Source organism: Limnothrix sp. HT2024 (assembly GCF_059138625.1).
The window spans coordinates 638,275-662,452 of the sequence record NZ_CM181121.1; the positions used below are offsets into that span (position 1 = coordinate 638,275).

At 56.2% G+C, this 24,178-nt stretch carries 16 protein-coding genes; 6 read left to right on the forward strand and 10 right to left on the reverse strand.

Going from position 1 to position 24,178, the window contains the following annotated elements:
* The first annotated feature begins 19 nt into the window (after positions 1-19).
* The 3 genes from AC2IAX_RS02675 to AC2IAX_RS02685 all read left to right on the forward strand — a co-directional run bounded on the left by AC2IAX_RS02675 (position 20) and on the right by AC2IAX_RS02685 (position 2,949).
* Positions 20-1,981, forward strand: coding sequence for a hypothetical protein (locus tag AC2IAX_RS02675; RefSeq protein WP_494389216.1), 1,962 nt, complete (start codon positions 20-22; stop codon positions 1,979-1,981).
* Positions 1,978-2,415 (forward strand): NUDIX domain-containing protein, encoded by a 438-nt coding sequence (locus AC2IAX_RS02680; protein WP_494389217.1) that lies wholly within the window; start codon positions 1,978-1,980, stop codon positions 2,413-2,415. Before AC2IAX_RS02675 ends, AC2IAX_RS02680 begins: the two co-directional genes overlap by 4 nt.
* Before the next feature lie 144 nt (positions 2,416-2,559).
* On the forward strand, positions 2,560-2,949 hold the full coding sequence (locus AC2IAX_RS02685; RefSeq protein WP_494389218.1) for a RidA family protein: 390 nt from the start codon (positions 2,560-2,562) through the stop codon (positions 2,947-2,949).
* 84 nt (positions 2,950-3,033) lie between these two features.
* On the opposite strand, the gene AC2IAX_RS02690 is transcribed toward AC2IAX_RS02685, so the two are convergent.
* Together AC2IAX_RS02690 and AC2IAX_RS02695 are read right to left on the reverse strand one after the other, a co-directional pair.
* Positions 3,034-6,057: a glycerol-3-phosphate acyltransferase gene (locus tag AC2IAX_RS02690; RefSeq protein WP_494389219.1), complete on the reverse strand. Its 3,024-nt coding sequence runs from the start codon at positions 6,055-6,057 to the stop codon at positions 3,034-3,036.
* A gap of 24 nt (positions 6,058-6,081) precedes the next feature.
* Positions 6,082-6,789, reverse strand: coding sequence for an SHOCT domain-containing protein (locus AC2IAX_RS02695; RefSeq protein WP_494389220.1), 708 nt, complete (start codon positions 6,787-6,789; stop codon positions 6,082-6,084).
* Positions 6,790-7,168: 379 nt separating this feature from the next.
* On the opposite strand from AC2IAX_RS02695, the gene AC2IAX_RS02700 reads away from it, so the two are divergent.
* Positions 7,169-7,903 carry an ABC transporter permease gene (locus AC2IAX_RS02700; RefSeq protein ID WP_494390261.1) on the forward strand — a complete coding sequence of 245 codons (735 nt, stop codon included), beginning with the start codon at positions 7,169-7,171 and terminating at the stop codon, positions 7,901-7,903.
* 84 nt (positions 7,904-7,987) lie between these two features.
* Here AC2IAX_RS02700 and AC2IAX_RS02705 read toward each other — a convergent pair whose 3' ends face one another.
* Positions 7,988-10,252, reverse strand: a complete 2,265-nt coding sequence (locus AC2IAX_RS02705) for a RelA/SpoT family protein (protein WP_494389221.1) — start codon at positions 10,250-10,252, stop codon at positions 7,988-7,990.
* Positions 10,253-10,934: 682 nt separating this feature from the next.
* Here AC2IAX_RS02705 and patD point away from each other — a divergent pair.
* The gene (gene patD, locus AC2IAX_RS02710; RefSeq protein ID WP_494389222.1) at positions 10,935-11,378 is read left to right on the forward strand and encodes a heterocyst frequency control protein PatD; all 444 of its coding nucleotides are present in this window, start codon (positions 10,935-10,937) and stop codon (positions 11,376-11,378) included.
* 188 nt (positions 11,379-11,566) lie between these two features.
* On the opposite strand, the gene AC2IAX_RS02715 is transcribed toward patD, so the two are convergent.
* The 3 genes from AC2IAX_RS02715 to AC2IAX_RS02725 form a co-directional block, all read right to left on the reverse strand.
* Positions 11,567-12,988, reverse strand: a complete 1,422-nt coding sequence (locus tag AC2IAX_RS02715) for an SPOR domain-containing protein (protein WP_494389223.1) — start codon at positions 12,986-12,988, stop codon at positions 11,567-11,569.
* 155 nt (positions 12,989-13,143) lie between these two features.
* A complete protein-coding gene (locus AC2IAX_RS02720) occupies positions 13,144-15,036 on the reverse strand; it encodes an ATP-binding protein (protein ID WP_494389224.1) in 1,893 nt (630 codons plus the stop codon).
* 566 nt (positions 15,037-15,602) lie between these two features.
* Positions 15,603-17,549, reverse strand: coding sequence for a CHAT domain-containing protein (locus AC2IAX_RS02725; RefSeq protein WP_494389225.1), 1,947 nt, complete (start codon positions 17,547-17,549; stop codon positions 15,603-15,605).
* Positions 17,550-17,646: 97 nt separating this feature from the next.
* Here AC2IAX_RS02725 and AC2IAX_RS02730 point away from each other — a divergent pair, with 97 nt between their 5' ends.
* Positions 17,647-19,194 (forward strand): DEAD/DEAH box helicase, encoded by a 1,548-nt coding sequence (locus tag AC2IAX_RS02730; RefSeq protein WP_494390262.1) that lies wholly within the window; start codon positions 17,647-17,649, stop codon positions 19,192-19,194.
* Positions 19,195-19,460: 266 nt separating this feature from the next.
* On the opposite strand, the gene AC2IAX_RS02735 is transcribed toward AC2IAX_RS02730, so the two are convergent.
* The 4 genes from AC2IAX_RS02735 to AC2IAX_RS02750 form a co-directional block, all read right to left on the reverse strand.
* Positions 19,461-20,864: a tetratricopeptide repeat protein gene (locus tag AC2IAX_RS02735; protein ID WP_494389226.1), complete on the reverse strand. Its 1,404-nt coding sequence runs from the start codon at positions 20,862-20,864 to the stop codon at positions 19,461-19,463.
* A gap of 17 nt (positions 20,865-20,881) precedes the next feature.
* Positions 20,882-21,340 (reverse strand): T3SS (YopN, CesT) and YbjN peptide-binding chaperone 1, encoded by a 459-nt coding sequence (locus tag AC2IAX_RS02740; protein ID WP_099534564.1) that lies wholly within the window; start codon positions 21,338-21,340, stop codon positions 20,882-20,884.
* Positions 21,341-21,679: 339 nt separating this feature from the next.
* Complete coding sequence (locus tag AC2IAX_RS02745; protein ID WP_494389227.1) at positions 21,680-23,125, reverse strand: protein adenylyltransferase SelO; 1,446 nt, start codon at positions 23,123-23,125, stop codon at positions 21,680-21,682.
* A 431-nt stretch (positions 23,126-23,556) separates the two neighbouring features.
* Positions 23,557-24,000 carry an RrF2 family transcriptional regulator gene (locus tag AC2IAX_RS02750; RefSeq protein WP_099532115.1) on the reverse strand — a complete coding sequence of 148 codons (444 nt, stop codon included), beginning with the start codon at positions 23,998-24,000 and terminating at the stop codon, positions 23,557-23,559.
* Positions 24,001-24,178: the final 178 nt, after the last annotated feature.

A 24,178-nucleotide genomic window follows, 5' to 3' on the forward strand; every position in this document is an offset into this window, starting at 1 on the left:
CTCTGGCGAGGAGTGGTCTGTGTTGAATGCCGTTCGATCGAAGGGCTGGCCGTGGCTGGCGGTTTGGGTGCTGCCCGCGCTGCTGCTGGCGGCCTTGATGGTGCGGTATGGCGTAAACCTGCCCACCTACGACCAGTGGGACACGCCGGGGGTGCTGTTCGTGAAGTTGGCGGAGCATCAGCCCCTGACCTTCGCGGATTTTATTTCCCAACACAATGAAAGCCGCAAGGTGTTTCCCCGGCTGATTTTTTTGGGATTAGCCTATCTAACCGGGTGGGATATTCGAGCAGAATTGGCGGTAATTTTTGCCCTGGTTTGTGGGGCGGCGGGGGCGATTTTTGCCCTGGGGCGATCGACCGTTTTAGATCGACGATTTCAGGCGATCGCCTTTGCCCTCGCTAGTTGCTTACTCTTCAGTCCTTCGCAGTGGGAAAACTGGGTTTATAGCATTCAAATCGTGGTTTTCTTGCCGATTTTTTGCATCACCACCAGTTTGTGGTTGGCGCAATCATCGCTGAAGTTTTGGCAGAAAATTGTGAGCAATATTCTGTTGGCCACGGTCAGCACTTATTCCAGCGCCAGCGGGATGTTTTGCTGGTTTCTATCCTTTCCGGCGTTGTTTTTAAAGGATTGGATTGTTGGCTTGGGTCGAGGTGATGACAACGGGCACGGATCGATAAAAAGCGACGATGCTGGTGGGCGCACGGCGGTGCGGGATGTCAGTGAAACTAGATTGTTAAGTGACGAAGATGGTGGAGGGCGCACGGCGGTGCGCCCCTACGGGATTGTTGGGGATTTGGGGCGATCGATTCAATCCCTGGGCACAACGGCCCGCCAATCCTGGATTGGGTTGGGGGTGTGGCTGACTGCGATGGCGGCGAATTTGCTGCTCTATTTTTGGGATTATTACAAACCACCCAGCCACCCGAGTTTTGCGGGGCCATTGCAACACCCGATCGAGGGGTTGAAATATTGGTTTGCCTTGATGGGGGCGATCCTGGGATTTGATGGCCTGGGCTTGAGCCAACTGCTGGGGGGCTTGGGTCTGCTGGGCTTTTTGGGGTTAGTAATCTTGGCTTGGCGGGGCGATCGAGTGCGATCGTTTGAATGGGTAATTTTTGGGTGCTATGCGATCGGAACCGATGCGATCGTCACTCTGGGGCGGTTTGGGTTTGGGCCCGATTCTGCGCTGACTTCCCGTTACCAAACCTTTTCGCTATACCTGTGGATTGCGATTATCCATCTGTCCGCGATTTTGCTGCCAAAGTTCACCCAAAATCGGCTACCAAAATCTTGGCGAAAAGGGCTGCTAATCTTTGGATTAACCCTATTTTTGGTGCTGCATTACGCTAGCTTCGCGATCGGGTCGCGAAACTTGGCGAACTTCAGCCGCGATCGCCATCAGGGCAAGGCTTGCTTAACCTTTATTGGCAGTTTTCAAGATGAACGCTGCTTTACAGAGTGGATTTATCCCGAGCTGAATGAGCATGTTTTAAAAACGATCGGGGACGTGAATCGGCTAGGTTTCATTCGGCCACCCCTAGCCTTGCCCATGCCGATTAAAAGTGATTTGCAAATCATGGCCAAATCGCAGCCGATCGCCGGAAATTTCCAAACCTTAACGATTCAAAAAAATGACGATGTTTGGGAATATGTGGCCGGTGGTGAGCTGACCTTGGGTGGGGGCTGCCAACCCACGCGATCGGTTTTGTTGGCTTACGAAAAAGACGGCTCAACGATTCCCTTCACAGCGGCCAAAGTGGGCAAAAACTATCGCGGCATGGGACAAATTCTCGGTGATTTCGTTTGTCCTAATAATCGCTGGAGCAAGAGTTTTCAGCTAGAAAAATTGGTGTCTAATCCCCAAAAACGATTGGATATTATCCGATCGCCCAAAATTACCGCTTGGGCCTTCGACACCGATCGCGGCACGGTCTACCCCCTCGCCGGTTCCTATTCTTTCCCTCAAAAATCCTCATGAGCGAGCCAACCTATCGCAACCCCGCCCCGACCGTCGATTTAATTATTGAATTGATCGATCGCCCCCACCGCCCGATCGTCCTGATTGAGCGCAAATATGACCCGCTGGGTTGGGCGATTCCCGGCGGCTTTGTGGACTATGGCGAATCGGTGGAGGACGCAGCCCGACGGGAAGCCCTCGAAGAAACCTGTTTGGCGGTGAAGTTAATCGAGCAATTTTATGTGTATTCCGACCCGCAGCGGGATGCGCGCAAACACACGATGAGCGTGGTGTTTATTGCGGCGGCCACGGGCGATCCGCAAGCGGCCGATGATGCGCGAAATTTCGCGATTTTTAATCCTTGGGAGCTACCTAAAAATCTTTGCTTTGATCACGATCGCATCCTCGAAGACTACCTCCGTTACCGCTATTATGGACAGCGACCACGACCCTAAATCGTTGTCTATGCTGTCAGTTTTCGCCATCGATAGTCGTCCCAGACAAGGGGCTTAAGCCCCTTGTCTCTGGTGGATGATTGAGCCTTTTGCCTTTGACGATTTTGCTGACTTCTTGTTACTTGCACCACTCTGAAACCGATCATGTCTAAACAAGTGATTCAAACCGACAAAGCGCCTAACCCCGTTGGCCCGTATAACCAAGCGATCGTGGCCAATGGAATGCTATTTGCGTCGGGTCAAATCTCGATTGATCCAGCCACCAATCAGCTCGTCCATGAAGGTGATGTGGCAGCCCAAACGGAACGAGTGATGCAAAATCTACAAGCAGTTTTAGAAGCTGGGGGAACCAGTTTTGCGAATGTGGTGAAAACCACAATTTTCTTGGCAAATATGGATGATTTCGCCACGGTGAATGGCGTTTATGCCAAATACTTTGATGAGGCAACGGCTCCGGCTCGCGCGACCGTGGAAGTGGCTCGTTTGCCCAAGAATGTCTTAGTAGAAATTGACTGCACTGCCATTGTTGATTAACGATTCATGCCCGATCGAGCTGTGATTGACAGGGAAGTATTTCCCAGCCGATAAACCGGACGATCGAGCCGGCCCCCAGGTCAATCAATCTAAGATCTCGATCGTGCCGGTTGTGCCATCCAGCCGCAACAGTTGCCCCGTGCGGAGTTTTTGGGTGGCGTTGGGAATGTCCATCACCGCTGGGATCCGATATTCCCGCGCCACAATCGCCCCGTGGGACAAACGCCCCCCCGCCTCGCAAACGAGGCCACCCGCTCGCACCAGGAGGGGCCCCCAAGCCGCATCCGCATGGGGAATTACCAAAATGGATCGCTGATCGATCGCCGGAGCCAGGGTCAGTTCACTCAGTGATCGAATCACAATCACGCGCCCCTCCACCCGGCCGGGACTGCCCCCTAACCCACGCAGGGTCGATCGCGCCGCCGCCGCACTCCACTCCAGCGCACAAAGGGGCGGCTCTTGGCCATAAACCAACGGAGCGGCCGGCGTTTCGCACCAATCGGCAAAGGCCTGGCGGCGTTGGGCAATCCGGGCGGTCAGAATCCGCCGCAGGTTTTGGTTTTGGGGGTGGGCCACCCATTGCCGGATTTCAGCTAATTCCAGATAAAAAATGTCGCCTTCCTGCTGCAACAGGCCGATCGCTTGCCACTGCTGTTCCAGAGCCACAAAGGTCCATCGCAGTTGCGCCAGCAGTTTGTTGTAAAGTTCTGCCACCTGCCCTTTCAAATCCAAACGACGCTGGGCGATCGAAGTTTGGCGACGAGGGCTACTGGGCTGAGTGATCGGGGCTTTGGCCAACTGCAACAGCAGGGTCTGCGGAATCTCCACCGCCTCGCGCCAAGTGGGCACGGCCACATCGGTTCCCACTTCACTCAAATAGCCATAGGTGTCCAAAAACACCTGAAAGCTGGCGAGAATTTCCCGTCCTTCCGGTGACTCCGCCAAGGCTGCCCAAACGGCCGGGGCCTGATCCAAGGCGCGAATTCGCTCCAAGGACAAAACCGCTTGCATCCGTTGAGCCAAATTCTGAAGCCAGCGGGTGGCGGCCACTTCCGGGTGGCGGCTGGGATCCAGTTGCTCCGGTTTGCGGCGACCGATCGCCTGGCGCAGGGCCGCACTCAGGGGGGCCAAAATGCTGTACTCCGTGACGCGATCGAGCAGCCCCATAATTTGCTCTGCCCGCACCAACAGGCGTTCTGGCTCCGAAAACTGTTCTGCTGGCAGGGTTTCCAGGTTTTGGAGTCCGGGTTCAAACCACTGTTCCCAGTCGCGCTGAAACGATCGATCTAAATTCCATTCCCGACCCAATAGCCGCCACAGCCCCGGCAAGTTGCGCAGGGTGGCCGTGAGGGGTGGCCGGCTCATTTTGCCCCCGTGGGTGAGGGCTTCCAAACTCTCGGGCGGCAAGCCCATCCGCCGAAACAGATCCGCCAGCAGGGTGACGTTGAAATAGGCGCGGCCGTGGAACAGGGTGGCCGTTTCCAAAAAATCTAGCCCCGTTGCCCGATCGCCCAAAACCAGCGTGAACAGCCGCCCCCAAGCTCCGCAGGTCATCGGCCGATTAATAGACCAAGTGAGGGGCCGAATTACGCCGGGAATGGCTTCCGCGGCCATCCGCCTTGTCCAAATGGGTAGCAGGGTGGTGATGGGGCGAGCCTGCAAAATCCATAGGTGCTGGCCGTCAAAAGTCCATTCCACATCCTGGGGAATGCCGTCAAAGTGAGATTCCAAGTCCCGCGCCAGCAGGGCCACTTCCCGCACCAACCAGCCGGGTACGTCACCGGTTCCGGTTTCGGCGGTTAGGGGGCGCGTGCTGGTGGCGAGGGCCCGCAATTCTGACTCGATCGACTGGGGCGGATTGGCCGGGCCCGGAAAGGCAACCGATCGGGACTCTCGCCAGGCCGTCACGTCTAATTCACTCAGATCAATCCGGTACGATTCGGGGGTGATGCGCCCGGAAACCACCTGGGCGGCGGAACCGGGCAAGGCTTCCACCAAAACCGCTTCGCCCTGTTGCGTCACGGGATCGCGGCTGAAGGCCACTCCCGAGAAGGCTCCGGCAATTTGTGGCTGCACCAGCACGGCCATGCTGGCATCAGGCAGGTTGCGATCGCGCCGATACTCGATCGCCTCCGGTGCGTCATAGGACACAAAAACCACCGCCGCCGCTTCCACCAACTCCAAGGGGGTACGCACATCACTGACCGTGCAATACAAACCAGCGGCGGCCGAGCGATCGCCGTCTTCCCCGATCGCGGACGATCGCACAATCAAAGGCGGATCAAAAATGGCTTGGGCCACCCCTTCGGTTAACTCACCCTGGCCGGCTAGGCGATTGGCCAACAGCACGGGATCATCTCCCGGCAGCAAAATCCAACCGGGCAAAACCGGATAGCCCCAAGCCTTCAAGCGGGACAGGGTGGCGGCCTTTGTGCCGGCCCGTTGTGGATCCAGTGGTTGATCGAGAGAGAGCATTGAATCTGCCTTGCCTTGAAAAAAGCCCATGGCCCCTTGGGAACCGGCGGCCGCTCCCGATCGCCCCAAGGCCAGATCCTCGGGCATGGTTTGGCAAATCCAGGCCAGCAAAGCCGCCACCAACATAGCCCCCACCACCCGATCGACCCCATTGGGGTTCAGCAACCCCAACATCAGGGGATAGAGCGCCAGGGCCAATAGCCGACTGGTTTGGCGATCGCGCGTGAAAGCAAACCCGGACACCGACAACAACCCCGTCAACAGCGCTGCACTGGGTTCATGGGCGATCGCCCCCCAAGTGGCGTTGGTCATGCCCGCGCCTCGGCCCACCCAATAGCGCCCCAACACAACACCCCCGATCGTCAGCCATTCCCAGCCCGACTCGATCGGGAAAAACTGCCGAGCCAACCACACCGCCCCCAAGCCCTTCAGGGCCTCCCCCGACACAGCCAACAGGCCCCACCAGGCCCCCCCATGGTAAAAAGCCGCCGAGACGCTGACATTTCCCGTGCCCAACCGTCGCAACCGTTTGCCCGTGCCCCAACGCACGATCCAGTCCGTGAGGGGCAAAGCGCCCAAAGCCGGACAAAGGGTTAGCAACAGTAGAAGGCCCAAGGTCTGTTCGCTAGTCATGGATGGCAACGGTCGAGGCAATGCTCAAACTAACTGTGGGAACTGACGAACTGCCACCTGTCCCCGGGAACTGAAACAAATCAGCCCTTGGCTTTCCGTCGTTTGTTGCTGGCTGAATCCCGTGATCTGATAGCCCGTGGTGTCATAAAAGGTCACCATTGCGCCCTGTCGCAGGGCCAGGCGATTGAACGACGCAAAATAAGCATAGTCCAGATGGTTTTGGCGGCCTTGGATTGAGGGCTGGCCCCAGTCTATGGGCCACCAGCAATCGCCCGCCCCAAAATCCATGGGGGGCATGGGGTTCCACGAATACAGCGGTTGGCTAGAGGGTTGGTTGAAGGGTTGGCTAGAGGGTTGGCTTGAGGGGGCTGGACTGGAAGGCTGGCGAGATGGCTGACTGGGTGGGGCGATCGGGGCGCTTTGAAATTGCACCTGGGTTGAGTGGGAAACACCCGACGGTGGGGTTGCGGGGAATTCTGTCGCCCCAGTTTGGCACCAGTCCTGGTACAAGTCCTGGCACAAGTTGGCTACCCGAGCCTTCAGGGACTGATTAAACAAATCCCCAATCATCAGCATCCCCCCCTGCATCCATTGGCCCGACCCGCCCAACTCCGGGTGATTAAACTGGGCCATGGCTCCGCGTCCCGATCGAATCCTATCTGCCAAATGGCTGACCGCTGCCAACGAAAACCCATGGCGATCGGCGATCGACTGTAGTCTTTGAAAATCCATGCCCCCTGCCTCAGTCCCTCACGATTTGATTTACTGTTTTTGAGCTACCTTTTTCGAGCTACCTTTTTTGACTATGTTGTTTTGACCGTTCTTCTTAATTACTGTTTTGATTACTCTTTTTGACTGCTGTTTTTTGATTGCTGTTTTTGATTATTCTCTGATTACGATTTGATTACTGTTTGATCTACGTCCTGATTGATTAACAGTTTCATCATCGGGAACTCATCCATCGAGAACCCATCTATGGGAACTACTCGATTAGAAATCCATCGCCACTTCACCCATGAAACCCACTCCTCACCCCCCTAAGCCCTTGATTTCGCAAATTCGGCGATCGGGAGCCATCCTCCGTGCCCTGAGCACCACCTATTACGCCTATATGTTGGAATATCGGGCGGAATTATTGCTATGGGCCCTTTCGGGAGCCGTACCGTTCATTTTGATGGGTGCTTGGGTCAAAGCGGCGGAAACCGGGCAATTTGGGCTGTCTTCCATCCAATTTGCTCAATATTACCTGGCCGCATTTATTGCTCGGCAAATGAACGTGGTTTGGGTGGTTTGGGAGTTTGAAAAAGAAGTGAACCAAGGACTCCTTTCGCCCAAACTACTACAGCCGATCGACCCGGTTTGGCATCATCTCGTTTCCCACCTCACGGAGCGATTTGTGCGACTGCCGATCATTGGGTTACTCGTGATCTTATTTTTTGTGCTCTATCCCCAATCATTTTGGCTGCCCAGCGCCGCAAATCTCTTGGGGTTTATGATCATTACGCTTTTGGCCTTTGGCCTGCGTTTTTTAATTCAATACACCTTTGCCATGGGGGCATTTTGGATGGAAAAAGCCGCCGCCCTGGAACAGGCTTGGTTTTTTATCTATCTCCTGGGGTCAGGAATTTTGGCTCCGTTGGAAGTGTTTCCGCCCACGGTGCGATCGATTGTGGAATGGACTCCATTCCCTTATCTGATCCACTTTCCCGCCGCCCTGTTGATGGGATTACCGGTGGATTGGGGTAAGGGACTCTTGGCGATCGGGCTGTGGAGTGGCTTTTTCTATGGCTTGAACCGTTGGCTCTGGCGGCGGGGACTGCGGCAATATTCCGGCATGGGAGCCTAAGCAGCAGGCCTCAGCAACAACAGCGCCCAAGTAGGAGCGTACGGGTGTACGGCCGTGCGCCCCCACAGGCATTTCTGTTGATCACTATTCCGCGTTTTGGAAAACCCGCCGCAGATCAATCACGTCGCTCATCTTGCGGATGTGGGTAAAGACCCGATCGAGCTGAGTTCGATCGCAAATGTCAATGCCCAAGGTGATCATCGCCGTTTCGCCCGGTTTGGTTTTCACGGCGGCCCGGTTTACGTTCACATTCGAGTCCGCCAGTCGGGTCAGGATATCCTTGAGCACCCCCACCCGATCGATTGTTTCCACCCGAATTTCCACCGGATAGGTGGGCTGGCGACCCACATTGGTCACCTCGGGGTTCCAGCTCACCGGCACCAGACGATCGCCCGGCACATTGGCCAAATTGCTGCAATCTTGGCGGTGAATGGCCAAGCCCCGGCTGCTGCGGGTCACCACCCCCACGATCGGCTCACCCGGCACCGCGTGACAACAGCCCGCCATGTGATGCAACAGCCCCTCTACCCCCAAAATGGGCGACAGGCGATGGCGATTTGACCCCGAATCCCCGTGGGGGCGCGGGCTGGACGATGGCATAATCACCGCCTCGGCCACCGGTTGCGCGGTTTTCACCACCTCACGAATTCGCCCCAGCAGCATATTCAGCGTAATTTCCCCGTAGCCCAACGCGGCCAGGGTGTCATCCACGCTGTGGTAGTTGCAGCGTTCCGCCACCGCCTGCATGGGCGCGGACTTCAGAAAACTTTCAAACCCCTGCTTACCCAGTTCCTTTTCCAGTAGTTCGCGGCCGCGGCTGATGTTTTCTTCCCGGCGCGATCGCTTGTACCACAGCCGGATTCGGTTGCGGGCCGTGGCCGTCACCACAAAGTTCAGCCAGTCGAGGCTGGGGTGCGCATTTTTCTGGGTGATGATCTCAATGATGTCGCCATTTTGTAGGCCCGTGTCCAGGGTCACCATCCGGCGATTCACCAGGGCCCCCGCGCAATGGTTGCCCACCTCCGTATGAATTCGGTAAGCAAAATCCACCGGGGTTGCATGGTTGCTGAGGGCAATCACATCGCCCTTGGGTGTAAAGACATAAATCTCATCCTCAAAGAGATTTTTCTTAACATTTTCCAGATACTCATGCGCATCTTTCAGATCGCTTTGCCATTCCAGCAATTGCCGCAGCCAAATAAACTTTTCATCATCGGTGCTAGCGGCCAAGTGGCTACCACCTGTTTCCTTATATTTCCAGTGAGCTGCAATCCCGTATTCCGCCACCCGATGCATTTCTTCGGTGCGAATTTGCACCTCCAAGGGCCGTCCCGTCAAGCCAATCACTGAGGTATGAAGCGATTGATAGCGGTTGGGTTTGGGCAGACCAATATAATCCTTGAACCGGCCAGGAATGGGGCGAAATTCATCATGAACCACGGCTAAAGCGCGGTAACATTCATCAACCGATTGGACAATGACGCGCACGGCAGCAATGTCATAAATTTCCCAGAAGCTTTTATTCTGGCGCTGCATCTTTTGGTAGATGCCATAGAGATGCTTGGGCCGGCCGCTGGTTTCGGCGCTTTGAATGCCGAGTTGATTAAGCCGATCGCGCAGAATTTGCAACACCCGATCGAGCCGGGCCTCGCGATCGGTGCGTTTTTCCGCCACCAGTTCTTGAATTTCCCGATAGGCATCCGGTTGAAGATATTTAAACGACAGATCTTCCAATTCCCACTTGAAGCGCCCAATGCCCAAGCGATTGGCCAAGGGCGCAAAAATATCCATGGTTTCTTGGGAAATCCGGCGCTGTTTTTCCGGAGCCAGGTGCTCCAAAGTTCGCATATTGTGCAGGCGATCGGCCAATTTCACCACAATCACGCGAATGTCCTTGGCCATCGCCAAAAACATACGCCTGAAATTCTCCGCTTGCTGCTCTTTTTTACTCGAAAAATTAAACTTAGAAAGTTTCGTGACCCCTTCCACCAAAAATCGCACTTCTGCACCAAACTTGGCTTCCAAATCTTCCAGGGTTGTAGCCGTGTCTTCCACAATATCGTGTAGAAAACCCGCTGCAATCATCTCGGGGCTGCCCCCCAATTCTCGCAGCAAACCAGCCACGGCCACCGGATGGGCAATGTAGGGTTCGCCGGAAGCCCGATATTGATCTTGATGCAGATCATAGGCAAATTGAAAGGCTCGACAAATCAAGCTGTTGCCTAGGGGGCGTTCCGCGCCTTGGGGATGATGAAAATCCTCCATTAAACATTGGCTGAGCCAAGTGGGCAGCGACAGACTGGGATATTCATCAACGGGCGAGTAATGGTGGGAAACGGCGACAACCATAGGATTTTTGAGGGAAAAAATTAGGGTCTGGGATGGGGGGTGAGGAGCGATCGAACGAGTAATGGTCATTCCATTGGCCAATTCCCATGGATGAGAATGATCCCCAGCCTGAAGGTTGTGCAATCAAGCCCAATCCGCGCAAAGGGCGATCGGAAACGGCGATTCTTCAGGGCTGGAGCTGAACCAATGGCGAACCAATGACCAACCAAAGTGAATGCTTAGACGGGGAAAAGGCTGGCTGAAATGGGGCCGAGTGATGACCCCAGGCTGAGGGAACATCACACATCAACTCAGCAATTCAAAACAAAGAGCCTGAAAGCAAAATGACCTGCGGAGACGACAAGAAGAGCCTCAAACTGCTAGGGTGCTGTTAACCCCCTGGCCCTGGCTGGGGACAACACAGCGGCTGAGGCCGTTATCGCTAAAAGGAGTTTTAAATTTAGAGAACGCTGTAATTAGGTCTAACTTAGAAAGCTGGTTTCTGTCATGCTTCAACCAAATTTTCTAAGCATCCCTGACCTTTGGACTGTGGTTTGTGAACGGCCCGAAGGTTGGAGGAAATTTTTATGAAATGCAATAGATTCTACTAAATTCTCTTCGGTTTCACGCAATTGGGAATGATGTTTTTTGGATTACACCCGATCGCCCTGATCTCCGTCCCTTCATTACGACCGATCGCCCTATGCAATCTCCCGATTCGATGAGTAAAAATACGTCAAATCTCAAAAAAGAAGCGCTTGACTCGCTTGAATCAGCCAATAATCGCAGTTTATCGGATCGAGGCTACGAAAAACTACGATTGGCGCTGGAATGCTTTGAATTGCGCTTGCAAGCGGCAACCCAGCCTCCGGCGGATCTGAATGAAGTGTTGGCCGATCTGCGGATGGCGGTGACGGGGCTGGCGGAGGGCAGCGGCCTGGAGCAATCACTGCAAGTGGAAATTTACAAACAGTTACGTTTGCTGGAAACGGATTGGGCATTTTTGCGAATGGCTCGCCAACCGGCGACCTTTGCCCAGCGCCGATCGACCATGCAAGAGCGACTCAAGCTGTTGCAGGGCTATTGCGCCCATGGCCAAACCCTGGCGGCGGGTGAAGGGGCGATCGCGCCAGATCGCGGGCCATGAACAGGGGCCATGAACAGGGGCCATGAACGCGGAGGCGACTGCCTTAGGGATGCCTTAGAGGATGTCTGAGAAGTATCTTTCAGTACGGGCCAAGCATCAATTATCGTGGGGGCAAGGGGCTTAAGCCCCTTGTTTGCGTTGATTGCTGGAGCATACAGAGTAGCAAGTTTGGCTTTTCAGACATCCTCTTAGAGATTATTGCCGTCGATGATCCAGCCGTTTTGCATCAGCTCGGTGGTTAGGTTGGCAGCCCCAAGACGCGATCGCCACTGTTGGGCCATGGATTGGTCGGCAAAGGGGCCAATACGCAGACCGCCGGTTTCGTTGGGGAAAACACTGGAAGCCGGAACCCCCAGTTCACTGAGCCGGTTAATCAATTGTGCGAGGGGCGATCGCCCGTTGGTCACCACCACAAAATAGGCCGGGTCATTGGTGGCCGTGGAGTTGGCAGCGGCCAGGGTGCTGGGAAGCTGATTGCTCGATCGAGGCAAAGGCGCAAGGCGGCTGGGGGCTGGCGCAACGATCGGTTCCGAATCCGGCAGGCTGGCCATGGGTTCCGGTGGTGGCTCGGGCAAACTGCGCGATCGACTGGTGTTCCCCAAGGGGGGCAACCGGCGGCCCGCCATCGGGAGTGGAGCCGTGTTGCTGGGAGGCTGCCATTGGGGATCGCTGCCATTGGGTTCAAAGTTGGCAAAAAGTGCGCTGGGATCCGGTTCATTCTGATTAGAACCCCACGTTGGTGACCACCCGGCCGCGCCCGATCGAGCGGGCAGGGGCGATCGAACCGGTTGCACCCGATTAAAGGAATTGACGCTGGCATTAACCGTGGCATCGGATCCAGAAGCTGCCGACTCGCTCAATTCGCCAATTTCAGCAGTGATCCCCCGTTGAGCCAGTTCCCGCACCCGAGCAGTGGCATCGATCGATCGCTCAAATAGCCCAGCCCGCACAGCCGTTTGCCCCCGATAGGTGACAAAAGCCGCCGTGGGAGACAGTTGTTTAACCTGCTCAAACAGTCCCAAGCTATCGCCGAGGGCATAGACCACATAACGGCCCTGGCGGGGAACCACCGGCTCAAAAAAGTTGCGATCGGTTGGGTTTGTCGGGGCGATCGCGCTGGACGCGGTTGGAGGTTCCTGCACCATGGTCACCCCCGAGCCTGCTCCCTCTTCCACCACCCAGCCGGTTTCTTCCATAGCCGTTGGGTTCGCGATCGGGCTGGGGCGCGGCGCTTCCAACACTTCCACATCAATGGGAGAGCGCGGTGGGGGCGCAGCAGCGGGCCTTTCAGCTTCGGGGATCGGCGCGGCGGGCGCACCGGGCAAGGGCGCACCAAAGGGAAGCGTGTCATTGGCCCAAGCTACGGGGGCGATCGCTCCCAGGCCGCAGCAGGTCAGCGCCATGGCCCCCAACCAACGCCCCCAGCTTGGGCCCATGGGGTTCTGGGGATTTTGGCTCGGCTGCTTCCGGCCCCGCTGGCGATGCTTTTGAGGATGGGTGGGATGGAGTGCGCTCTTAATACCACCGTGGATATCCATCGAAACTTGAGAAACGTTGACCGCTTCGGGTTCCATATCCATTTCCATATCCATCGCCATCTTGATCTGCATGGAATTGACCGTTGATTAGCCCACGACTAGCCCGCCGGTATCGGCTACGCACCCATCATCATCGCCGCCTATCATCATAGCCACGCGATCACCGCAGCATCACCCATCCAATCCGCGATCTCGAATCTTCATAGAAATGGTTGAGTTTTGCGCCCCTAGGTTAGGGAGTCAGGCTTAATCGGCAACTCCACCCGAAATTCCGTTCCTTGCCCGATCGCCGTACTGAATTCAATTAGTCCGCCATGGGACTTCACAATTCTTTCGCTCACGGACAAACCCAAACCCGTCCCCCGGCCCACCGGCTTGGTGGTGAAAAAGGGATCAAAGAGCTGATCTCGCGCCGACTCAGGAATCCCCATCCCGTTATCCCGCACCAACACCCGCACCCGATCGCCCAAATTGACCAGGGACACGGCCAACATGGGTTGCCAGTTGGGGTCTTGGCATTGCCGGTCTTGGCGAATTGCCTCCTCCAGCGCATCCAGTGCATTGGTCAGTAAATGCAACAAAACCTGATTAATTTGGTCGGGATAGCACAACACTGGCGACACCGCCTCATAGCGCGTTTCGAGATTGACGCTCAATCCCGTTTTTTTGGCCATGGAATCGTTGCCCGTAAGCCGATGATTCAGAATCAACAAAGCGTGCTTAATGCTCGACTGCAAATTCAAGGGCTTCATCCCCTCCTCATCCAGACCAGAAAAGGAGCGCAAAGCCAAGACGATCGAGTTAATTCGCAGCACCCCATTCTGCATGGAGTCCATCAGCTTCAGAAAGTCGTCTTGGATGAAGGGAAGATCTAATTCCGCCTCCAAGTCCTGTAGATGTTCCGGGCGATCGGGATAGGTTTCTTGATAGGCTCGCACCACATCAATTAAATCCTTGGTGTAGTTTTTGGCATACAGCAAATTGCCCCGAATAAAACTAACAGGATTGTTGATTTCATGGGCAATGCCAGCCACCAACTGGCCCAAGCCGGACATTTTCTCCGCATGGATGAGCTGGCTTTGGGTGTTGCGCAAATCCAACAACACCTGATTGAGGACTGCCGCCCGATCGCTCGACAAACGCTCCAATTCGGTGAGGGACTCATTGGCCCGTCGCAAATCCCCGATCGCCACGGTGCGTTCCCGATTCACCTGCACATAGCTTAAGCAAAGGCCACTGAAGGGAACCAAATAAGCCACAATTTTCAGGAAATGGGCAATATTAAACCCCGAATCAAACAGGGTCGTCGAACCAAATACCATGTGGAGCTGAGTGGCAACTTGGGGAATCATGCTGACCCAAAGGGCCAAAGAAAAATAGCTGGGATATTTTTCATAAAACCGAGGCAGTCCCCACAAACCCAAAAGGGCAAACAACACCAACGGCCCCAAATCCCAAGGACGAGTCACGATCGCATCGGGAAACAAGGTCGGTGGCAGTTTCTGACTGGTTAAGCACAGCCAAATGGTTAAATAGGCGAGCAAACCTAACCCTAAGGATGCGAAACCAATTAATGCTGAGCTACCCAGCCCAGACCGGCCCACCCACTGCCAGCGATCGGGCAAAAGATGACTGTTGGTGTTCGTAATGGCAACCAATCCCAGGGTCAAAATAGTGCCAGAAAATAACCGACAGAGCACCCAAGTGAAAGGGATTAAGTCCACCGAGCTACCGGCAGAATCAATCAGGCGATCGGCGGCCAGGGTGTGAAATGCATCCATACAACCGGCATAAAACAACACCAACCCAATCAGCGGGGTGACCAAATCTCGATGCAATGTAAAGTGCAAAAAAGCCAACACCGCCGTCAGAGTGGCAGCAGCAAAGGCACTCCATTCCAAAATGGTGTGGGTAAAACTACCCGCCAACATGCGGTGTAACCCATCCACCAATTCCGGATCCTGCACAAAGCTGGGATCCGTCATGGCAGGGATGACCGTCGGATCCAAGGGCTGGATCACCGTGGAAAAAGAAACCCCTGCCAACTCAAACAGCGACGGCAGAATGGTGATTACCAAAACAGCCCCAACCCAAACTTGAATAGTGCGTGGTTGAATCATGGGGTCGCGATCAAAACTCTCAGGCAAACTTTCCAGCAAACGCTCAAGCTAATTCTCCAGTCAGTTCTCAAGCCAGTTCTCCAGTCAAGTCCGAAGCCCATTCCTCGGTCAGTCCCTTGGTCAATTTCTTGCTAAGAGGATGTCTGAAAAGTGGTTCGGATGAGCTGCCAAGCTCCTGGCTTGCGTCGATCGATAAGTCCGGCAAGTAGTAGCTGTGGCTTTTCAGACATCCTCTAAACAAGTCTCTGAGGTCATTGCCAGGAACATCCCCAACTCAACCTCTAGGTGAATTTTTGGGCAAATTTCTGAAAAGAAACAGTCTCGATGGCCATTTTTAACCCCCAAGGGCGTTGGTGGCCCAACGGTTTCCAAGGGAGCTAACTGTCCATAAAGTACCCATCAGGCAAACCAGAAAAAATCCGGGAAGGGCAATCGAAATCATCCAGAAAATTGAAGCATCAATGGTCACCCTTGGATAGCGATCGCTCGGGATAGGCAACGATCGCGGGGTTACTCGTGACGGTTCAACAAGCCGAGTTTTGAAAGGGTTTGATTGATTTTTCGCCCTAAGGGGCCCCAACGGTGATAAAGGCAGACCAGTCCCGAGGATTTGGATGCTGTTTGATGGTTTCCAGCATGGCGCTGCGCAGGGCGACAGCGGTATCGGGATTGCGCTGAAGTGCTTGATAAAAGGCAATCATCAGCGTTTTGGTGGGGTTGTCGGGCACTTTCCAAAGGGAAGCCACCACCGTGGGCACGCCGGCCACTAGGAACGATCGCGCCAGACCCATCACCCCATCACCCGTAATGCGACCCCGACCAGTATTACAAGCACTCAACACCACGAGCTGGGCTTGCAAGCGCATGGTGGCGATTTCTGCGGCTCGTAACAGACCATCATCCCCTCGGGAGGGAGCCAGGGCCAAGAGGCCGGGCACGGCCGGCTGCACCACCCCTTCCCCCGCTAGGGCGAGGTTGGCATTGTTGCCATTGACCGTTACATTGCCGCCAATGATCACAGAGCCAGGGCTGACAATCACGCCGCCGTGGCGAGCTTTGGGGGCGTTGGGATCGCGCGGGCGGCCAAACTCGTTCAAATTGGCATCCAGATCCAAGACCCCGTGGGTGGCGAAATGCAGGATCCGTTGATGGGGCATTTCAGCCACGATCGCGCTTTTGGTGGCTTGATCGGTCAGCAGCGGTTGCACCCCCAGCATTTGAGCCACCGCCTGGGCTTCGGTTTCGGCTCCGGGCAAAGGAGCCAGCCGCTCCCGTTGGCCGTCGGGGCCGGCGGGCACTTCGGGCATTAAGACCGGGTTACCCACTACCAAGCCGGGCTGGGCCGCAGGGGTTTGCGTTTTACGGCGTTGCTCAGCAATGGCTAACACCTGAAGGGATGGCGTTGTGGCGATCGTCTGGGTTTGAACCAGGTAATCGCCGTTGGGATTCTGGAGGGCCGCAAAGGGAACCAGGTTAGTGGCCCCTTGCACCACAAACACCAAGCGTTGTTTGGGATCGCGGGGCAATTGAGGGGCGATCGGGGCGATCAACAATTGGTAGAGCCGTTTTAGCTCGGTGGTGGCGCTGTCGGCGGTGGGTAACACAGCGGTCATGGCTCCCCGGGCCGCCAACACCAATTCCGTGAGGGATTTGGCGGACACTTGGGCGAGATCCACCTCCTTGAAGGCGATCGACCCATTGGGTTGCACGGCCCAAATGGCGACGATCGAGTCGTCTTCCAATTCATCACCAATAATCTTCGGGGTTTTGCCCAAGACCGCATAGGTGACGAGGGTCGCGTTGAGCTGTTTGGCCAGTTGGCGAATTTGCCCGATCGACAGGGATTCAGTTGTGGGCTGGCGGGCGGCCTGTTGCATCAACACTTCCACCAGCGCCCGGGCCCGACCCCGTTCGGCCCACTCCAAGGCCGCCTCGGTTTTGCCTTGGGCAATCAGCGTTCGCAACAGTTGGCGATAGGCGTAGCTTTGTTGTTCCAGCAGCGTCACCCGTTGAATATCGTTTAAGTCGCCGCTGGCTCGTTTGGTTTCCCAAGACTGAATCGCCATCAACAGATGCTTTTCGGCGGCCGCATAGTCGCGGGTGCGATATTCCGCAATGGCCAACCGACTCAGCCAAGTTTCGTTGCCCGGGTTCCCGTTGGCAAAACGCCGCAACAGGGGAATGGCCTCCGCATCCCGCCCCAACAGCATCAGACATTGGGCCAGGGGGCCAACGGCCTCGGGGCGATTCTCGCCCCCTTGGTCGATCGCCTGTTGGTATAACCGGGCAGCTTCGGCGTATTGATCTTGGCGATAGAACAATTCATCGGCCCGTTGGATGAGGCGATCGACCTCGAGATTTTGGGCCCGGTGGGGGAGCAGGGGGCGGGACTGGGACCGTTGATCGTTGGGGATCAAGCGCCCGGCCGCCGTCACGGGCCCGCCGAGGCTGACCGATCCCCCCACGAGCGAGATCGTCACCATTGCTAACCAGTGCCATCGCCAAGCCACCATAGGGCGCTCTCCGTTGATTAACCCAAACCGGGCTACCATGACTGCAATTCCACTTCTGTTCTATCAGATCCATCAGCCCTGTCCGATTGCGCTGCCCATGGCTCGGTTGCCCCGCTTAAGTTTCGATCGCGGCACTCTGATTTTGCATCCACCGCCCAAGGGCCGCAGTTGGATTGAATGGGCCGTTTGGGACGATCGAATCGAAAAGTTTCGGATTCCGGCGCATCAATACCGATCGCTGGTGGAACGCTTGCGGGCCGAGGCGATCGAGTTTCAGGACGAGGCCAAGGAATTTGCCCCCCTGGAACTGCAACCCCGGTTGCAAATGGAACCCTATCCCCACCAGCAGGAGGCCCTGGCGGCCTGGAAACAGGCGGGTCGCCAAGGGGTGGTGGTGTTGCCAACGGCGGCGGGCAAAACCTACTTAGCCCAAATGGCCATGGTGGCTACGCCGCGCAGCACGTTGGTGATTGTGCCCACGCTGGATTTGATGCACCAGTGGTATGCCCATTGGTCGGCGGCGTTTCCCGATGTGGCGGTGGGGTTGTTGGGGGGTGGCTCGCGCGATCGAACGCCCCTGTTGGTGGCCACCTACGACAGCGCCGCCATTCATGCCGAAACCCTGGGCAATCAGTATGGCCTGTTGATTTTTGATGAATGTCATCACCTGCCCAGCCAGTTTTATCGGGCGATCGCCGATTGTTCGATCGCCCCATACCGATTGGGGCTAACGGCCACGCCCGATCGGGCGGATGGTCGCCATGTGGATTTGGATGAGCTGATTGGGCCCGAGGTCTATCGCAAAGCGCCGGAGGACTTGTCGGGCAAAGCCTTAGCCGATCACGAGGTGGTGCAAATTCGGGTGAATTTAGCCGATCGGGAGCGGGCCCGCTACGAGGCCTTGATTCAAACCCGAAATCAATTTTTGCGATCGCAGAAAATTAGCTTTGGCTCCCTGGATGGCTGGCAGCGGTTTATTCAGGTTTCTGCCCGATCGGCCGAAGGCCGCCGGGCCTTGCTGGCGCACCACGAGGCCAAGGCGATCGCCCTCGGCACCGATGGCAAATTGCGCCTGTTGGCGGATTTATTGGCTCAACATCACCCCGATCGGGTGTTGATTTTCACCAACGACAACGCCACGGTCTATCGAATTTCCCAGGAATTCTTAATCCCCGCCATCACCCACCAAACGCCGATCAAGGAGCGTCACGAAATTCTGCAAAAGTTCAAACAGGGGGACTATTGCACGATCGTTGTGGCCAATGTGTTGGATGAAGGGGTGGATGTGCCCGATGCGAAGGTGGCGATTTTCTTGGCGGGCAGCGGTTCCACTCGGCAGTTCATTCAACGGTTGGGGCGAATTTTGCGGAAGGGCAGTGAACCGGGCAAACGGGCCATTCTCTACGAAGTGGTGGCGGCGGACACGGTGGAGGAACGCACGAGCGATCGCCGCCGCCCCACCACCCCATCGGCGGCCCCACCCGATCGCGCCAAGGGCCAACTCACCTTGCTGCCCAGTCCGTCTTCCGGGCGATCGCCTCTGAAGGTGGCGGAGGCCAAACCTCGCTATGGATCTCGCCGGCCGCCGGAAACGCCTGCGCCCGATTCCAATCTCGATCCCGATCCTGAGGAAGCTGAGCAGTAACGAAGAGGACTTGCAAAGCACCGATCACCCTCGGGACAAACAGAGGGGATCTGCAAAGCACCGATCACAGTCGGGACAAAGGGCTTAGGGCCTGTCGTCCAATCACCTGAAACCCTGATTCCACCGTTAGCAGATCGTGGGGGACAAGATGCTCAAGCCCCTTGTTACGACGATTGGGGCATGGAAAATCAACCGTTGTTGTCTGATCTCAGGAAATGACGACAGGGCTTCAGCCCCTTGTCTGCATTTCGAGCCTGGTGTGGAATTTAGAGCGAGTTCCGCAGTTCCCGCAATTGTTGCAAACCGGCTTGATCCTGTCGATCGCGGTAGATCACTTCCGCCGCCTGGAGATCTGCCCGCGCCGCCCCCCGATCGCCCCGGGAGCGATGGGCCCTCGCTCGATTCAGCAGGACGTTGGCATAGGTGGGCTGCAACCGCAGGGCCTCGGAATAATCCGCGATCGCCCCGAGCCAATCGCGCATTCCGGCCCGGGCTAACCCCCTGGCATGGAAGGCTTCCGCATAGTCCACATTCACCCGCAGGGCCGCTGAATAGTCCGCGATCGCGGCTTCAAAGTTGCGTCGCTGATGATAAACCATCCCTCGGTTGACATAGGCATTGGCATAGAGCGGATCCAGTTCGATCGCCCGGTTCAAGTCCGCCAGGGCCTCCCGAATTTGTCCCATTTGGAAATAGCCTAACCCGCGTAGGTTATAGGCTTCGGCCACTTGGGGATCCACCGCGATCGCCTGGCCGTAGTCGGCCATGGCCCGGTTGCGATCGCCCGCAATGTGGCGCAACAGGCCGCGCTTCACCCAGCCGCTGGCCTGCTGGGGCCGCAGGGCCACCACCCGATCCAAATCCGCCGCCGCGCCCGGGCGATCGCCCCGGTCAAACCGCAACACGCCACGATTAAACAGGGCTTCCGCCGATTGGGGATTCCGGTCGATCGCCGCGTCAAAATCCGCCAAGGCCGCCGCCCCGTCGCCCCGTTGGCGGTGAACTGTTCCCCGGTTGATGTAGGCATTCACATAGTTGGGATCGAGGGCGATCGCCCGATCGTAATCCGTCAAAGCCGCGGCCCAATCTTGTTGATCGCGATAGGCATTGCCCCGGTTGTAGTAAATGGTTGGGTCATCCGCTTTTTGACTCAGGGCCGCTGAATAGTCCGCGATCGCCCCGGCCAGGTCGCCCCGGGCCCGACGCACCACCCCCCGATTCACCAGAGCATTAGTCAATTGCGGATCCAAACGCAGGGCTTCGGTATAGTCCGCGATCGCCGCTTCCGCCGCCTGCAAGTTCCATTGGGCATTGCCCCGGCTGTAATAGAGCCGAGCCAGTTGGGCGGGGGGCAGTTGACCCGCCGGTTGCAGTTCGATCGCCTTGGAAAAGTCCGCCACCGCCCCGGCGAAGTCGCGACTACGGAGCCGTTCTTGGGCCCGGTTGGCAAAAAAGTCCGCAGATTCCTGACCGATCGCCCCTTCGGAGTCGGTAGTTTGGGCCATCCAGTGATCGGCAGCCGGAGTCAAGTTGGGTTGTGGCAGCGACGGCGCGATCGCCCTAGCCGTTGTGGCTAAGCACAAACTCGCAACGGAACCACTGATTAGGATTAGCCCTTTGCGCCATTGCCCTTTACGCCACCGTTCTTCACGCCACTGTTCTTGTCTCATCAATTTCTCTCAAGCCGTTAGGTCAAACTGGGCACGCGATCGACCGCCCGTTGACCGCCCCAGCGCGAGACGATCGCATCGTCATATTCATCCGCCAAGGACAAAACCGCCTGCACCGATGCTTCCAATTCCGGGCGATCGCACTCAGAACCCACGATCGCATGGTTTAGGAAAATATCACCATCGGCATCGATTCCAAAAGCCCCAAACAGCAACCGATCATTCTCACGTAATAGATAGTGCATCAGCTCCGGTGACAAATCCACATTGGTCACCACATAGGAGCGCGTGTTCACCACCGCATCATCATCCCCCCAGGGCAACACCTCCACCAACACACAGGCAGAACCGGCGGTGATGTAAGCCGTGGGATGGGGCGCTTCCATATCAATCACCACATCGGACCAAATCCCTTGGAGCCAAGGAAAAATCTTCTCGTAACAGCTTTTTTGGGCTTCGGTTTTAAATGTCGCCATGCGGATCACCCCAAACCTATGTTGAAAAACAATCTCCTCAGCGGCAGATGATCCGCCAGCAACTCCAGCAACGGCCCTGAATCGCCAGGGTGGGAGCTTGCTGAATTGGGCCGGCTCGATCGGGCTGCAATATTGCCGTTTTAACAAAAATCCAGAACTCCCGTCCTGATGTGGCCAATCATTACAGCTTTTACCGGCTTGCGACCCTAAGAGGATGTCTGAGAAGTATCTTTCAGTATGGGCTGAAGATTATTGTCGTAGGAACAAGGGGCTTAAGCCCCTTGTCTACATCGATCTCTGGGGCGTACAGAGTAGCAATTTTGGCTTTTCAGACATCCTCTAAGAACCGATCGCCCTCAGCAGTTCCGCGAAGGGTTGCCAATCGTCGGCCTGGTCGATCGCCTCCCAAACACGCTCAATTTCGGGCCGGACGATCGTGATCAACGGGTTAGCCCGCTGGAGTTGGTCAGCCACGGCCGCCAAGTCCTGATCCGATTGTTGTTGCAAAATTCGCCCATAAACTTCACACCATTTTCCCCAATAGGCCAGGGTTTCCCCTTGAGGGTTGCTGTCAGCGGGCCCCACCCAAAAGGGGCGATCATTGGCATAGTCTTCCGGGCGATCGCGCCAACTGGGGGAAAAATGGCTGCGTAGTTTGGCAAAGAACGCGTGATAGGGCGTTTGGGAAACGGCCAAAAATTGCACCGTTGCCTCCACCAAATCATCCGCCTCCGTCTCTGCTAAATGCTCAAACCCCAGTCGGGCCGCCATTAACCGGCGATATTCTTGAGCATATTGTTCTGGGAATCGTTCCAGTCCGGCTTCTAAATCCGCCACCGGCATCACCATCTCCAACGGCCGTTGCAACAGCTCCAAATTCAAGCGGCAAATGGTGGGTTGGTTGCCATAGGCATAGCGGCCGTAATAGTCAAAATAGGCCGCCGTAAATCGCAAATCGTAGGTAGGAATGAAGGCATAGGGGCCATAGTCGAAACTCTGGCCCGTGATCAACATATTGTCCGTGTTCAAAACCGCATGGCAGAACCCCGCCGCCATCCATTGGGCACAAAGCCGCGCCACTCGCTCCACCAATTCCGCATAGAGCTTGGCTTTCCAATCCCGATCGCACGCCCAATGGCCATAGTAGGTTTCCAGCACATGGGCCAACAGGCGATCGATTAAATCGGGCCGCTTGAGATAGTGCAGCCGCTCAAACGTGCCAAATCGAATGTGGCTTTCTCCCATCCGCACAATTACGGACGATCGCGTGGGCGAGGGTTCATCTCCCCGCCATAGTTTTTCGCCCGTTTCAATCAGTGACAAGGTGCGTGATGTGTTGACCCCCAACCGATCGAGCATCTCCGTCGCCAACACTTCCCGCACGCCACCCTTGAGGGTTAAGCGCCCATCGCCGTTGCGGGAATAGGGGGTTTGGCCAGATCCTTTCGTGGCCAAATCATAAAGAACGCCGTCTTGGCCCCGCACTTGGCCATATAAAAACCCCCGTCCATCGCCCAACCGTGGGTTATATTCCCCAAACTGATAGCCGTGGTAACGCATGGCCAGCAGCGGTTCCCGTCCGACAAATTGTCCAAAGGCCGCCACAAAATCATCGTCACGAACCGCCGCCGGATCTAGCCCCAGCTTCGGCAACAGGTGATCATTCCGAAAGCGCAATTGATGCATCGGAAATTCGGCGGCCGCCACCGGGTCAAAATAATCGTCCCCCAGTGACTGAAAAGCGGGTTCGTAATCCAAACGCAGAAATGGATTGGCGGGGGTCATGGTTATGAATGGGAATCGGTTGGGAATAATTGAGAAAACTAATTTAAGAAATTAAATCGTAACTGTTTGGATCGATCTGGTGGATGATTCACACATTTGCGGTATTCTGGGGTGCGATTATTTGCGGAGTAGCCGCGCGAAGCCTGTTCGCAAGGCATGGTTTTGGGGGCTCACTGCGGGACGATTGACGACCCAAACAACCGCCGCGATTCTCCCAAAGCAGGGCAGGATTCACGAAAAAATCTTGCCATCTGGGGCCCCCAATTGCGGCGAGTTCAGACCCAGCGCGATCGCCCATCTGGGCCAAGGCAAGGGCCCGAAAAAGATCCTCCGATCGGGGCCAAGGGCGATCGCCGCGCTGTTGAATTCTACAGTGGGAATGGGCTGGGATCGATCGAGCCAGCCAAGGGGTCTGGCAACCTTGAATCTCCCTAGATAATGAAATTGCTGTCTTGGCCTTTAGCCGCTTGCCAACTGCGGGCATCAAAGTAAAGATCTTCCAGGGAAATTCGATCGAGCGCGTCACCAATTTTCTGAGCCAGCCGCTTCCAGAGCGATCGCATTACCCAATCTTCTGCCAAATCTGCACCCATCTCTTGCCCCAGCGCAGCGGTGAATGATTCGCCCACCGCTCGCAGAATTTCTCCCAAAAAAATTTCCTTAGGGTCGCGGGCCAGTTGATAGCCACCTCGAGTGCCCCGCAGCGACTCCACCAACCCCGCCCGCCGCAGCTCAATGAGCAATTTTTCCAGATAGGGCATTGGAATATTTTGGCGCTGGGCAATGGCGCGGACAGGACAAGGGCCAAGACCGCGTTGCAAGGCGAGATCCAGCATCGCTTTGATGCTGTAGCGTCCGCGAGCAGTTAGCTTCATGGCTGGAACCATGACTCCCGATCGCCCCGTTTTGCTCCCAGAACCGGCGCTAAATCGCCCCCAGTGCGCCGTTCTTGTGCCGCGAAGATTATCAAGATCATTCCTCAAGTTTGCTGCCGACCACGGTGCTTCAATGGCTCAAGAACGCCAGAATCGCCATCTGATCTTGCAAAATTCT

Bases quoted from the DNA above. Each gene is read 5' to 3' on its own strand.
- AC2IAX_RS02715 (WP_494389223.1), bottom strand. From the start codon at position 12,988: ATGCAGATCAAGATGGCGATGGATATGGAAATGGATATGGAACCCGAA.
- AC2IAX_RS02695 (WP_494389220.1), bottom strand. From the start codon at position 6,789: ATGGATTTTCAAAGACTACAGTCGATCGCCGATCGCCATGGGTTTTCG.
- AC2IAX_RS02745 (WP_494389227.1), bottom strand. From the start codon at position 23,125: ATGACCCCCGCCAATCCATTTCTGCGTTTGGATTACGAACCCGCTTTT.
- AC2IAX_RS02740 (WP_099534564.1), bottom strand. From the start codon at position 21,340: ATGGCGACATTTAAAACCGAAGCCCAAAAAAGCTGTTACGAGAAGATT.
- AC2IAX_RS02730 (WP_494390262.1), top strand. From the start codon at position 17,647: ATGGCTCGGTTGCCCCGCTTAAGTTTCGATCGCGGCACTCTGATTTTG.
- patD (WP_494389222.1), top strand. From the start codon at position 10,935: ATGCAATCTCCCGATTCGATGAGTAAAAATACGTCAAATCTCAAAAAA.
- AC2IAX_RS02705 (WP_494389221.1), bottom strand. From the start codon at position 10,252: ATGGTTGTCGCCGTTTCCCACCATTACTCGCCCGTTGATGAATATCCC.
- AC2IAX_RS02700 (WP_494390261.1), top strand. From the start codon at position 7,169: ATGTTGGAATATCGGGCGGAATTATTGCTATGGGCCCTTTCGGGAGCC.
- AC2IAX_RS02735 (WP_494389226.1), bottom strand. From the start codon at position 20,864: ATGAGACAAGAACAGTGGCGTGAAGAACGGTGGCGTAAAGGGCAATGG.
- AC2IAX_RS02690 (WP_494389219.1), bottom strand. From the start codon at position 6,057: ATGACTAGCGAACAGACCTTGGGCCTTCTACTGTTGCTAACCCTTTGT.
- AC2IAX_RS02720 (WP_494389224.1), bottom strand. From the start codon at position 15,036: ATGATTCAACCACGCACTATTCAAGTTTGGGTTGGGGCTGTTTTGGTA.
- AC2IAX_RS02685 (WP_494389218.1), top strand. From the start codon at position 2,560: ATGTCTAAACAAGTGATTCAAACCGACAAAGCGCCTAACCCCGTTGGC.
- AC2IAX_RS02725 (WP_494389225.1), bottom strand. From the start codon at position 17,549: ATGGTGGCTTGGCGATGGCACTGGTTAGCAATGGTGACGATCTCGCTC.
- AC2IAX_RS02680 (WP_494389217.1), top strand. From the start codon at position 1,978: ATGAGCGAGCCAACCTATCGCAACCCCGCCCCGACCGTCGATTTAATT.
- AC2IAX_RS02750 (WP_099532115.1), bottom strand. From the start codon at position 24,000: ATGAAGCTAACTGCTCGCGGACGCTACAGCATCAAAGCGATGCTGGAT.